This window comes from Psychrobacter sp. NPDC064578 (assembly GCF_044901245.1).
Taxonomy (GTDB): domain Bacteria; phylum Pseudomonadota; class Gammaproteobacteria; order Pseudomonadales; family Moraxellaceae; genus Psychrobacter; species Psychrobacter cibarius_C.
Map to the genome: position 1 here is coordinate 91,740 of NZ_JBJDPI010000011.1, position 11,949 is coordinate 103,688.

The 11,949-nt window shown below is 42.5% G+C and carries 13 protein-coding genes; 7 read left to right on the forward strand and 6 right to left on the reverse strand.

Annotated elements, in window-relative coordinates; translation table 11 throughout:
- Positions 1 to 33: 33 nt before the first annotated feature.
- The 4 genes from bioD to coaD form a co-directional block, all read right to left on the reverse strand.
- Complete coding sequence (gene bioD, locus ACI2JM_RS12750) at positions 34 to 753, reverse strand: dethiobiotin synthase (protein WP_404644660.1); 720 nt, start codon at positions 751 to 753, stop codon at positions 34 to 36.
- Positions 754 to 779: 26 nt separating this feature from the next.
- Entirely contained in the window at positions 780 to 2,081 is a 1,302-nt protein-coding gene (gene bioA / locus ACI2JM_RS12755) for an adenosylmethionine--8-amino-7-oxononanoate transaminase (RefSeq protein WP_372815382.1), read from the reverse strand.
- Positions 2,082 to 2,084: 3 nt separating this feature from the next.
- Positions 2,085 to 2,333 carry a YfhL family 4Fe-4S dicluster ferredoxin gene (locus ACI2JM_RS12760; protein WP_021814308.1) on the reverse strand — a complete coding sequence of 83 codons (249 nt, stop codon included), beginning with the start codon at positions 2,331 to 2,333 and terminating at the stop codon, positions 2,085 to 2,087.
- 102 nt (positions 2,334 to 2,435) lie between these two features.
- Positions 2,436 to 2,954, reverse strand: coding sequence for a pantetheine-phosphate adenylyltransferase (coaD, locus tag ACI2JM_RS12765; protein WP_045453657.1), 519 nt, complete (start codon positions 2,952 to 2,954; stop codon positions 2,436 to 2,438).
- 358 nt (positions 2,955 to 3,312) lie between these two features.
- Here coaD and smpB point away from each other — a divergent pair, with 358 nt between their 5' ends.
- Positions 3,313 to 3,789, forward strand: coding sequence for an SsrA-binding protein SmpB (smpB, locus tag ACI2JM_RS12770; RefSeq protein ID WP_011512728.1), 477 nt, complete (start codon positions 3,313 to 3,315; stop codon positions 3,787 to 3,789).
- A 104-nt stretch (positions 3,790 to 3,893) separates the two neighbouring features.
- Here the strand turns inward: smpB and rarD are convergent, their stop codons facing one another.
- Positions 3,894 to 4,916 (reverse strand): EamA family transporter RarD, encoded by a 1,023-nt coding sequence (gene rarD / locus ACI2JM_RS12775; RefSeq protein ID WP_404644640.1) that lies wholly within the window; start codon positions 4,914 to 4,916, stop codon positions 3,894 to 3,896.
- Between the two features lie 290 nt (positions 4,917 to 5,206).
- Between rarD and ACI2JM_RS12780 the strand changes: the two genes are divergently transcribed.
- The 6 genes from ACI2JM_RS12780 (at position 5,207) to ACI2JM_RS12805 (ending at position 11,546) form a co-directional block, all read left to right on the forward strand.
- Complete coding sequence (locus tag ACI2JM_RS12780; protein WP_201580891.1) at positions 5,207 to 5,674, forward strand: Lrp/AsnC family transcriptional regulator; 468 nt, start codon at positions 5,207 to 5,209, stop codon at positions 5,672 to 5,674.
- A 142-nt stretch (positions 5,675 to 5,816) separates the two neighbouring features.
- A complete protein-coding gene (locus tag ACI2JM_RS12785) occupies positions 5,817 to 6,572 on the forward strand; it encodes a hypothetical protein (protein WP_404644642.1) in 756 nt (251 codons plus the stop codon).
- Between the two features lie 229 nt (positions 6,573 to 6,801).
- On the forward strand, positions 6,802 to 9,261 hold the full coding sequence (locus tag ACI2JM_RS12790; RefSeq protein WP_404644644.1) for a YgiQ family radical SAM protein: 2,460 nt from the start codon (positions 6,802 to 6,804) through the stop codon (positions 9,259 to 9,261).
- Between the two features lie 334 nt (positions 9,262 to 9,595).
- Positions 9,596 to 10,009 carry a hypothetical protein gene (locus ACI2JM_RS12795; RefSeq protein WP_404644646.1) on the forward strand — a complete coding sequence of 138 codons (414 nt, stop codon included), beginning with the start codon at positions 9,596 to 9,598 and terminating at the stop codon, positions 10,007 to 10,009.
- A 239-nt stretch (positions 10,010 to 10,248) separates the two neighbouring features.
- The gene (locus ACI2JM_RS12800) at positions 10,249 to 10,812 is read left to right on the forward strand and encodes a hypothetical protein (protein ID WP_404644648.1); all 564 of its coding nucleotides are present in this window, start codon (positions 10,249 to 10,251) and stop codon (positions 10,810 to 10,812) included.
- Between the two features lie 41 nt (positions 10,813 to 10,853).
- Complete coding sequence (locus tag ACI2JM_RS12805) at positions 10,854 to 11,546, forward strand: hypothetical protein (RefSeq protein WP_404644650.1); 693 nt, start codon at positions 10,854 to 10,856, stop codon at positions 11,544 to 11,546.
- A 35-nt stretch (positions 11,547 to 11,581) separates the two neighbouring features.
- On the opposite strand, the gene ACI2JM_RS12810 is transcribed toward ACI2JM_RS12805, so the two are convergent.
- On the reverse strand, positions 11,582 to 11,815 hold the full coding sequence (locus tag ACI2JM_RS12810; protein ID WP_404644652.1) for a hypothetical protein: 234 nt from the start codon (positions 11,813 to 11,815) through the stop codon (positions 11,582 to 11,584).
- Positions 11,816 to 11,949: the final 134 nt, after the last annotated feature.

The following is an 11,949-nucleotide window of genomic DNA, read 5'->3' on the forward strand; positions in this document are numbered from 1 at the left end:
CGGAAAGTTTTTTAGCTTATTTTTAACGGTGATTTATATAAAGTTTTCAGGGAGTATAAAATCTGCATTATTACAGCTATCATTCCCATGCACAGGTAAAGATAACCAATTCGTATTTGGATAATTCTCCGCTAAATAATTTTGCAAAAATGCAACCGTACTGTTAGCAATCTCAGCATCCGTCTGAGCAGCATTATCATGAATATGATTATAAACAACACTATGAACTTCTAAACCGCGAAATTTTATCGCCTCCAAACTAAGCAAGGTATGGTTGATGCTACCAAGCCGACCAGAAGTAACCAAAATAATCGGATAACCTTGAGCAGTAATATAATCTAAAATTAATAACTGCTCCGTTATTGGCACGAGCAACCCACCAGCACCTTCTAGTAATACCAAGTCATACTCAGCTTGCAATCGTTTGGTGGCACTAGTGATCAGTTCAGGATCTAGCACTTCTCCTGATAACCGAGTCGCTAAGTGCGGTGATGCAGGCTTCTCATAACGATATGGACAAGTGGTGAAATTAAGGTCGCAAGGTTGCAACGGAAGGTTCATCAGCTGACGATGGATAATAATATCATCGGCAATGCCTATCACACCGCTATTTGGATTTATTGCTACCCCAGTTTGCACCAACTTTTGAGTAATGACATTGACACCTTGCTGCAATAACGCTTTAGCAATCATGCCAGTAGCATAAGTTTTGCCGATATCGGTATCAATTCCTGAAATAAAGAGCACGCTCATCATTAACCTTCTTCAGTCAAAGAAATTTACGTTAAATAAATTCTCAATACTGTTAATAGCGATTGGCATAAGGTAACAAGTTCGTCATCTGTAATCACATAAGGCGGCATGATATAGACTAACTTACCAAAGGGTCTAACCCAAATACCGTTTTTAATTAATAAAAACTGAAAGGTCGGCATATCAACCGCTTCATTTAGCTCAATGACGGCAACTGCGCCCAGACAGCGTACTTCCTTAACACCGTCTAGCTTTGCTGCTACAGCAAGTTGTTGCTCCATTATTGTTCGGATATTTGCTGTACGCGCTTCAATATCATAGGAGAGTATTAAATCAATTGAGGCACAAGCGACGGCACAAGCTAGCGGATTGCCCATAAAGGTCGGACCGTGCATCAGTGCCGGATAATCACTTTGGCTAATCGTTTCAGCAACTTTTCGAGTACATAGTGTTGCGGCAAAAGTCATATAGCCACCAGTCAGCGCTTTGCCAACGGTCATGATATCTGGGCTGATACCGGCATGCTCACAAGCGAATAGCTTACCACTACGTCCAAAGCCTGTGGCGATTTCATCAGCAATTAATACAACATCATATTCATCACAGAGCTTTCGCAACAGTTGTAAATATTGAGGACTATAAAAGCGCATCCCGCCTGCGCCTTGAATAATCGGCTCAATAATAAATCCAGCCAACTTATCGCTATTTTTATCAAAGAAATCCGTTAATTCATCATATTCCTGTTGGGTAATATCACGTTCAAAGCCCAGTGGCGGTGCTGCGACAAAATGCTGCATCGGTAATTGCTTACCATAGAGACTATGCATGCCATTGATAGGGTCGCAGACACTCATCGCATGCCATGTATCACCATAATAACCAGAATGGGTCGAGGCAAATTGGCACTTTTGCGGACGCTTAGCGGCAATTTGATATTGCAATGCCATCTTAAGCGCAACTTCTACCGCAATGCTACCGCTATCGGCATAAAATATCGCATCCAGTCCGGCAGGCACAATTGACAGCAGTTTTTTGCCCAAATCGATGGCGGGCTGATGGGTCAAACCACCAAACATGACATGCGCCATTTTACCCAACTGCTCAATAATTGCCGCGTTTAGTTTGGGGTGATTATAGCCATGGACACTCGCCCACCACGATGACATCCCATCGATCAGACGCGTACCATCTTGCGTGACGATATAAATACCATCAGCGTGATCAATCACAATATTAGGATAAGTCGGCGGTAAGCTGGCGTACGGATGCCAGAGATGTTGCTGGTCAAAGTCGTTCGTTGATTTCGTAGATGAGAGTGATTCTGTCATATTTTATTGACCAGTAATGCGTTTATATTTTGACAACAAATCGCTTTCGGTTTCGACATGATTGGGATCATGAGGAATACAATCGACAGGGCAAATGACTACGCATTGCGGCTCATCAAAATGACCGACGCATTCGGTGCATAAATCAGGGTCAATCACATAAATGTCATCGCCCTCTGAGATGGCTTCGTTTGGGCAGGCAGGCTCGCACACATCGCAGTTGATGCATTCATCAGTAATTAATAACGCCATAGACTGATCCTTATATTTTGCTTATAGCACTTGTATCGTTGGCTTTGACGATTTCGATGCGTTTAAATGTTCGACACATCTTCATTGTCAGCAGGTATTTTGCTATCTAAGATTGAGTTTTTCAGCAAAAGCTTGTGACACACATGGCGGGACAAATTTAGTCACATCACCACCGAGTTTGGCGATTTCTCGAATCATCGTCGAGGAGATGAATGAGTAATTCTGCGATGGCGTTAAAAACACCGCTTCAAAGTTTTCATCAAGCTCACGGTTCATATTGGCCAGCTGAAATTCATATTCGAAATCTGACATCGCCCGCAGACCTCGTAAGACAGCAGTGGCATTTTTTTCACGCATAAAATCAACGAGTAGACCTTCAAAACCCACCACCGATACTTGTGGTAAGTCAGCAAATACTGTCTCAACTAAGGCGACACGCTCCTCAAAGTTAAATAAAGGCTTTTTGTGATGTCCTGAGGCAACCGCAATAACGACCTCATCAAACAGTTTGGTGGCGCGTGTGACCAAGTCTACATGACCATTGGTAATAGGATCAAAGGTACCAGGATATAAAATTCTGGTGTGCAGCTTTGAGGAGTTAGCAGAAGTAGAGTGGCTCATAGCGTGGCTAATAGGGTCAGTAATAGTAGGCTATATGCTAGCAAATTTTGCTCAAACTTAATACTTATCGTCGATGCATTTGTAAATAGTTACCGCCTTAACCTCACTTAATGTACTCAGTCTTCTGTTTGCACTCGATTGCTGTGTACCCACCTTAAATGACTTCGACTATATTGGCTACATTTGTCCTAATAGCCGACTTACATTTTTGTTAGAGGCTTTGCTACAATAGGCGGTTCGACTCATCCATTTTATAAACCAAATAAAAGACAATGCCATTTATTGAGTTAGGATGAGGAATCAGTAGGACTAGTCATATAAGGACTTTGTATTTGTAGGCAGTCCTTATGGAGAAATTATGTCAAAAAAATCAAAAAAACCAGAGAATCAAATTTGTGCCAATAAAAAAGCTCGACACGAGTATTTTATTGAAGAAACGTTTGAGGCAGGATTGTCGTTACAAGGTTGGGAAGTCAAAGCCATTCGCGCGGGTAAAATGACCATCACCGAAGCTTATATTATCTTCCGTAATAATGAGGCCTTCCTATTTGGCGCCCATATTCAGCCGCTGCTATCCAGCTCGACGCATGTCAGTCCTGATAGTATCCGTACCCGTAAACTGCTGCTCAATCGCCGCGAAATCGAAAAGTTAATGGGTGCAGTCAACCAAAAAGGCTATGCCTGCGTGCCATTATCCTGCTATTGGAAAAACTCGTTGGTGAAATGTCAAATTGGCTTGGCACTGGGTAAAAAACAGCACGACAAACGCAAAACGCTTAAGGACCGTGATTGGGAACGTGATAAGCAGCGTGGTTTTAAGAAGGATTTAGATTAAAGCCATCTTTCAACAGATTGGTGTTAATCTTAAAAAAATGGACGATTCAACTTTATGCTGAATCGTCCGTTTTTATTTGTTCAATCAAGCTTACTTATTAACTTTCAAACAACTGGCGCAATCTTTATCGTTTGCGATTGTTTATGAGCGCTACGTAATTGGCGCACTCCATGAGCCACTAAAAATGCGATGCCTAACCAAATTAAGCCATAACTATAAATCATCGCTGACTCGAAAGGATTGCCTAGCACTGTCACGGCTAAGATAAACAATAATGCTGGCTCCAAATAGCTCATCATGCCATAGACGTTGACTGGTAGCATCTGACTGGCATCGACATTGGTTTTCATGGCTAATACGCTCATGACGCCTAGTCCTGCCAGCATCAGGATAAAAAAGCCAGAACCGCTCACTAAGCTTAAACTGCTCGGTGCGAATAAAAACAAATAAGCCACAGCAAATGGTGCGAATATCGTTAAATCAACCAATAATCCAGTCACCGCGCCAATACCTTGCAGACGACGCAAAATATAATACAGCGGATACGTGCCGCAGACCCAAAGCGTTGCCCAAGAGACACTTTGCGTACGGATAATTTCACTACCGACCCCTAATGCGGCAAATGCAACAGCCGACCATTGCAGACGGCTTAACTTTTCGCCAAAAAAGACGCAGCCAAATATAACCATCATCAGTGGGAATAAGAAATAACCCATCGCGGTTTGTACACCTTGCCCATTCACGGGTGCCCACATGAATAACCAAAACTGGCTTAAGAATATCGGTGTAGGCAATAGCAACCACGCCCACTGCTTAACTGTGCCTAGCGCTTTGAGTTTATCGATGTGAAAACCTAAGCGCCCACTGATCAGTAAATATCCCACCAATGCAATCCACATCGCTAGCATGCGCCAGATAAAGACTTGCGTACCTGACAATGGCGCTAGAAAGCTGCTGTAAGCATACAGTACGCCAAATAAAAGGTTCGACAAGATTGCTAGTATGACGCCCAACATTAATGTGCGTTGCTGTGCGCTACCCGCCGTCCAAATCGCTGGCAATGGCAAGCGCGAGACAGTCGTTGCGAGCGTATTTGCGAAGACAGTAGAAAGCATTGAAGTAGACATAAAAGCACCGTACATTTGAATAGATATTAGAAAACCAGCTGTGAGCTTTTACTTGTTAGGGTTAAGCTTTAGTTGCTAGGCTTTAATTGCTAAGTTTTAATTGTTAGACCTTAATTAATAGCACCTATTTTACTGAGTGTCGCTGAGATATTATTGCTATAAAAATCTGTTTATGAATAAATTTATCTTTTATAGCCTTTGAAAATAAATATTTTCTTATATTTTGATTTATAGTGATAATAATTATAAAAAATCCAGTGAATGAAATATTTTCTAAAAGAGAGAACACCATGAGCCAAGTTTTAGATGATATCGATAAAGCGATTTTAAATTTATTACAGGACGATGCGACCTTGCCATTAAAAACCATAGCAGAACAAGTGCATGTGTCTATCGCTACTGCCCAGCGCCGTATTCAAGCATTAATCAGCAACGGTGTCATTACCAAGCAAGTCGCTATCGTTGACCCAAACAAGGTGGGCTACGGACTGACTGCCGTGGTGATGATAGAGATGGCGCGCTCAAATACCTCGATGCAACATCGGTTTGAGCGCTTGATGAATACACAGCCACAGGTGATGAGCTGTTATGAGGTATCAGGTGATGCGGATTTTATGTTGATGGTCAATGCCAAAAATATGAGCGACTACCATCGATTCACGACTGGTTTGCTCACCTATGAGAATAATGTGCGCAACTTTAAAAGCCAATTTGTGATGAACTTTACTAAAAGTGGTACAAAGATTTTGCTCGATTAATTTGGTTATAAAAACTGCTTGGCTGTTTAATTAAAAGTAGATAAGTCGCGGTCAAACAAGGTACGATATCAATGAAAGTTTGGCAATAAATAATAGATGCCGCACCAGTAGTCCATCGCCTAGTAGACAAGGAAGCCTTAGCATGACTAAAAATACCCGTACCATTAGAAAAGAAGAAAGTAATAATCCAGTACTAAAAGCATTAAGCTTTAAAACAGTGATAGTCGGTACATCACTTGCGGCATTACTCGCCAGCTCTGGCTGTGCCACTAGCTCATTATTAGACAGTGACAATCGAGTCAACACCACAACGACTAAACACGTTTTGTCTGAAGATCAAATTGTGGCTTTTGGTCGCCCTGCACAAGCATTACCCAAAATGCCCAACGCGACCATGGTGATCGTCGGTGAAAAGAACAGCTATGTGCTGACCCAAGGTGGGACAGAGATGGTGAATTTACTGACCAATTTGACACCAAAAAATATCCAAGTTGATAATGAGATGAACTTTTATGTGCCCAATAACGATGGCTACTTTCAGGGAGAGATGAAGCTGTCTTATGCCAAACTAAAAGATGAATTTAAACGTTCTGACTATCAGTTCTTTTTGCAAAACAACGGCAAAGAATGTACCTCAGCCAGTGACCAGCGTATCAATGCTCAGCGCTTTTGCTTTAGCGTTCCTGTCAAAGGCGCTATCTATCCACAAGTCAGTAATTTAAGCATGATTCAGTCGAATTATCGTGCCTTAAGCAAACCTTATACGGTCAGTTTTTATACCCAAAGCCAGCAAAAACAAGTGTCTCGTAGTGGCGCTAATACGGCGCAAAAGCTGGTTTTATTGCCTTTTGCATTAGCTTTTGACGTAGTTACTTTCCCATTTCAGTTATTAGAGTAGTAAATCCTTACTATAAACGATGATTTGAAATAAAGATGCGCTTAGTTTCTACAAGCCTTTTTATTCATAGATTACTTAAACTATCAATAACTTATCGTCTATCCTTTGTCATCGTTTATCACATCATGAAGGCAATTCATGTTAAAATGAGCACTTTTAAATGAGCCGTTAATATTTTTAATGAATAACGGCTTTTTTTAGTGCCATTTTCTAATTAACAGGTCCGCTCATGTCTGCCGATACCATCGCCCGTACCGCCTTTAAACAAGGCACCAAACCACTTTACGACTACGACAAACATTGGGCGAGCTGCTACGAGCCTGCGCCTTATTTGCCAATGAGCCGCAAAGAAATGGACGATTTGGGCTGGGATGCCTGTGATGTCATCATCATTTCAGGCGATGCGTATGTCGATCATCCAAGCTTTGGTATGGCGATTATCGGTCGTCTACTAGAGTCACAAGGCTTTCGCGTGGGTATCATTGCTCAGCCAGATTGGAAGAGCAAAGACGCGTTTATGGAATTGGGCAAACCTGTCTATGCTTACGGCGTGACCGCAGGCAACATGGACAGCATGATCAACCGCTATACCGCCGATCGCAAGATTCGTAGCGATGATGCGTACTCGCCGGGCAACGTGGCAAATAAGCGCCCTGATCGCGCCGCTATCGTCTATAGCCAGCGCTGCCGCGAAGCATATCCTGACGTGCCAATTATCCTAGGCGGTATCGAAGGGAGTCTACGCCGTATCGCGCATTATGATTACTGGTCGGATAAAGTCCGCCGTAGTATCTTGATGGATGCCCGTGCCGATGTTTTATTGTACGGTAATGCTGAGCGCGCCATCGTCGATGTGGTACATGGTCTGTCTAAAGGCTATAGCTTTGAGCAAATGAGTAAATTGCGCGGTACCTCATATCTATTGACGCCAACGCGCCGCCATTGGCAAGACGATATGACCGAAGTTGCTAGTAATGACGTCGATACCGTTGGCCGTGTTGACCCGATTATCAATCCGTATGTGATGACCGAAGACGTGGATCAATGCTCCATCGAGCAAGACAAACCCAGCGATTCACCAGTTGGGCAAGCGCTCTCAGGAATGGCTTCACAGTATCCGGGCTTTGTGTCTGAACCAGTTGCCAATAAAATTCTAAATGCTGAGCAAGTTGACGAAGAAACGCAAGTGGTGCAAATGCGTGGTTTTGATAAGCCAATGACGGCGCGTAAGCATAAAATAAAAATGCCGCCACGTGAAAAGACGGTCATTCGTCTGCCTGATTATGAGCACGTCAAATCTGACCCTGTGCTCTATGCTCATGCCAGCCGTATCTTACATCTTGAGACCAATCCGGGTAATGCCCGTGCCCTCGTGCAACGTCATAGTAGCGGCGCTGGTAACTCACACACCTCCATCGATGTCTGGCTCAATCCCCCACCGATTCCGCTCTCGACCGAAGAGATGGATTATGTGTTTGACTTGCCGTACGCACGTTTGCCGCATCCAAGCTATGGCGATGCACGCATCCCTGCTTATGACATGATTAAATTCTCAGTCAATATCATGCGCGGCTGTTTTGGTGGTTGTACTTTCTGCTCGATCACTGAGCACGAAGGACGCATTATCCAAAACCGCTCGGAAGAATCTATCCTACGAGAAGTCGAAGCCATTCGTGATACCGCACCTAACTACACTGGCGTTATCTCTGACCTTGGCGGGCCAACGGCCAATATGTATCGTCTGAGCTGTAAAGACGAGACCATTGAAAAGAATTGCCGTAAGCCATCTTGTGTCTATCCTGACGTCTGCGAAAACTTGATTACCGATCACAGTAATTTGACTAAGTTGTATCGCAAAGCCCGTGATATCAAGGGCGTGAAAAAGATTCTTATCGCTTCTGGCTTACGCTATGACTTGGCGGTAAAAGACCCTGAGTATGTCAAAGAATTGGTCAGCCATCATGTCGGTGGTTATCTAAAAATTGCGCCTGAACATTCAGAAGAAAACGTCTTATCGAAAATGATGAAGCCGGGCATGGGCAGCTATGATAAATTCAAAGCCATGTTTGAGCAGTACAGCCAAGCAGCAGGTAAAGAGCAATATCTGATTCCTTACTTTATCGCCGCGCATCCGGGCACGAAAGATGAGGATATGATGAACCTTGCGCTGTGGCTAAAAAGCCACGGCTACCGCGCTGACCAAGTGCAAGCGTTTTATCCTAGCCCGATGGCGACAGCGACCACCATGTATCACACGCACAAAGATCCACTGCATAAGATCAGCCGTGATGAAGGTGACATGGATATCGTCAAATCTGGTAAGCAGCGCAAATTGCATAAAGCGTTCTTGCGCTATCACGATCCAAAAAACTGGGTATTATTGCGTAAAGCTCTGCAAGATATGGGTCGTGGCGATTTGATTGGTAAAAATCGTGGCTGCTTAATCCCGCCGTTCAACGCCAGTTTAGAAGGGCGCGATGCGGCACAAGACAGCTATCAATCGGCGCGTAAAAAGAACAGCCGCCTCGGTAATGATTCGGTGAAGCGTAATAATAATTCGTCAACCAATGGCGCATCCGCTAAAGGCGCTGCGGGTCAAAACACAGTCAGTAAAAACACCAAAAAGCGCGTGAGCAAAGGCAATTTCCAAACCCAGCATACTGGTCTGCCACCGCGTAAAACCAAGTAGTTAAAGCCCTGTATCTTATTGCTAAATACAGATCCTTAAATGAGTGGCAAACACTTATTTAAGCTCATAAAAAAGCGTCTATCGGTCAAAAAGTCGATAGGCGCTTTTTTATTTGAAGCAGCTTATTTTTAATAAATTCATAATCAAAGCTTAAATACCAATCAAAACGCGCCAAATGATGCGTTACATTAGTCAGTGATTAAGTAACTTAATGAACACGTAACAAACAATTTCTAACATTCTTCAAGCGCTGTTTTCGTTACCATATGCGCTATATGCTTAACGCATTATTAAAAATAAATACATTATGATTTTTATATCTTTGGAGAATGCCATGAACACCCTAACTAAAGTTGCTGTTGCCCTACCTACCCTTGCCCTATTAAGTGCTTGTGCGACCACGGCTCCTACTACGCCAAATGCATCAAACACGCCTGCATCAGAAAGCGTCACCGATGCCGCTTATGATCGTATGGCACCAGCACCTTATACCTGTACTGACGACAGCACTATCATGGCTAAACAATCTATCAATAAAAAACAAGTGATGCTCAATGCGACCTTGCCTAAAGTAAAATGGGCTGAGCAACCAATCATCTTAAATGGTGATGTGCAAGGTGATACCGCAAGCTACGTTAATGAGTCAAACCCAGAAGCTGTCTATGCATGGCACATGAAAGGCGACAAAGGTATTTTTGCCATCAAATGGGCAAACGGTAAAGAATATCAAGTAAACTGCCAAATCTAATTAGCTAGCTATAAACAGTCTGACAGTTTTAAAAAACTAGCTACTTATAAAAAACAGTCATCATAGGATGGCTATTTTTTTTGCGTGTTGATTGAACAATATTGCATTGAATATCTGTATAAAAACTGACATCAAAACCACAGATTCAGGTCAAGCATTGATTAGAATGAACGGTTTGCTGCTTTTGTCTAGAGAAGCAGCAAGAAACCTGTCAAAATAGCGCTGATAGGACATTGTCTATGATTAATAATACTGAGGATACGTCGATGGCTAAGCGCCTAATGAATATGATGATCATCGCTACTGCCAGCATGTGGGCACTGGCAGGCTGCGACAACAATGCTGAAACTGCCGCTCAAGCTTCTGAGCCAGTGGTGGCGACCGCAGACTCATCAAAGACAGCCACTAAGACTATTGATTGGTCAGTCATGGCGAGCGGTGAAAAGCCCGCTGACCCTGCCAATTATCAATATCCGTTTGCGCTTGATAGCCAAAATGTCCGTGATTATGCAGAGTATTTCAAGGTAGATAATGCCACCGCTCAGCATAATCTGACCGTGAGCATGGCAAGTAATGAGGCGCTATCAAAAGCCTTGGATCAGCTCAGTGAAAGCTATGTCTCACATGAGCTAACCGATGCCAATGAGATGACGCTTATTATTCATACCACGCCTGATGTCGCCGCTAGTCGCTATGATTATGTACTGTCCGATGACTTTGCCAAAGGATTGGTATTACCGATTGAGATTAAACCTGATGGTAAGAAGGGTGATGTGAAGGCTCATGGGGAAATGGTGGAATAAAACGGGATATACTCAACTCTTTTATTAAAATGAGATAAAAAATGATATTTGGAAATTCTGGCATTTATCATGAAGATGGTACATATAGCAATTTTGCTATCATCATTGAGCATCTAACAGCAGAATTTTATAGTCTTAATTTATGCGTTGATATGGAAATGATTCCACCTCATCTGGCTTACAACATGAAAAGCATGTTTGCGGCTCCTCTTACTAATAGAGATATTTTTGAGATCCAGTCACCTGCATTATTTCATTTAAGTCATAAAGAGTTGATGACTACCTTAGCAAAACAATACTTTTCTGAGTGGAAAGTGGAAGAGCGAATAAGATTAGGTCTTCAACCAACGTTATACACACTAGCTAAGATCGAAGAATACGAAGAAAGCTTATACGATGACAGCTGTTTTGATTTTGAAAATTTTGTAGATTATCTTTGGGACATAGAGCCACATGAATATGGGGACAAAGGGTGGTATCCGTTTATTATAAATCATAAAGGCGAAACCAAACTGGTCATCATTCACATACATCGTAACCCTAAAAATTTAGACAATTATCCTGAAGATTTAAAAGAGTATGAAAGGTTTTTTAATGCCGATCAGTCACCTAAACGACCCAAATATTTTGATGAACACTATTGGTCAGTAAAAGTCATAAAGATGAAAACAGCAGAAATGTTATCGGTACTGGATGAGGCTTATGAGTATTTATTTGGTGGCGATATAGATTGATAAAGCGTGCGCTAGGGTGGCGCACGCTTTTAATTTTAGTGGCTGGTGGGTAAGCGGTAAGGATTGTTTGAGAGTTCGATTTTTATTTTTTTTCCTAAACTATTCGTACCACATAATAGCTTCGCTAAGTAAGGCTGATATTGCGTTGCGGCTGGTGCGATGTAAATTTTGTCTAAATTCGCTTTTACCTCTGGTTCGTACTCTACGTATAGAAACTTGCCAAAATCCATTTTAACTTTAGGGTCATCAAGTGAGGTGATATATACCATACGGCATTCTTGCTCTTCTTGAAAAGCTGAATGTTTAACTATAGTTAAGTCTTTATAAAATCGATACAGCCCATATCATGAAACAGTTTAGGTAGATTATTCTCCATCCATCCTTGGCGTAGAAACTTAGCCTG

Bases quoted from the DNA above. Each gene is read 5' to 3' on its own strand.
- bioD (WP_404644660.1), bottom strand. From the start codon at position 753: ATGAGCGTGCTCTTTATTTCAGGAATTGATACCGATATCGGCAAAACT.
- bioA (WP_372815382.1), bottom strand. From the start codon at position 2,081: ATGACAGAATCACTCTCATCTACGAAATCAACGAACGACTTTGACCAG.
- ACI2JM_RS12760 (WP_021814308.1), bottom strand. From the start codon at position 2,333: ATGGCGTTATTAATTACTGATGAATGCATCAACTGCGATGTGTGCGAG.
- coaD (WP_045453657.1), bottom strand. From the start codon at position 2,954: ATGAGCCACTCTACTTCTGCTAACTCCTCAAAGCTGCACACCAGAATT.
- smpB (WP_011512728.1), top strand. From the start codon at position 3,313: ATGTCAAAAAAATCAAAAAAACCAGAGAATCAAATTTGTGCCAATAAA.
- rarD (WP_404644640.1), bottom strand. From the start codon at position 4,916: ATGTCTACTTCAATGCTTTCTACTGTCTTCGCAAATACGCTCGCAACG.
- ACI2JM_RS12780 (WP_201580891.1), top strand. From the start codon at position 5,207: ATGAGCCAAGTTTTAGATGATATCGATAAAGCGATTTTAAATTTATTA.
- ACI2JM_RS12785 (WP_404644642.1), top strand. From the start codon at position 5,817: ATGACTAAAAATACCCGTACCATTAGAAAAGAAGAAAGTAATAATCCA.
- ACI2JM_RS12790 (WP_404644644.1), top strand. From the start codon at position 6,802: ATGTCTGCCGATACCATCGCCCGTACCGCCTTTAAACAAGGCACCAAA.
- ACI2JM_RS12795 (WP_404644646.1), top strand. From the start codon at position 9,596: ATGAACACCCTAACTAAAGTTGCTGTTGCCCTACCTACCCTTGCCCTA.
- ACI2JM_RS12800 (WP_404644648.1), top strand. From the start codon at position 10,249: ATGATTAATAATACTGAGGATACGTCGATGGCTAAGCGCCTAATGAAT.
- ACI2JM_RS12805 (WP_404644650.1), top strand. From the start codon at position 10,854: ATGATATTTGGAAATTCTGGCATTTATCATGAAGATGGTACATATAGC.
- ACI2JM_RS12810 (WP_404644652.1), bottom strand. From the start codon at position 11,815: ATGGTATATATCACCTCACTTGATGACCCTAAAGTTAAAATGGATTTT.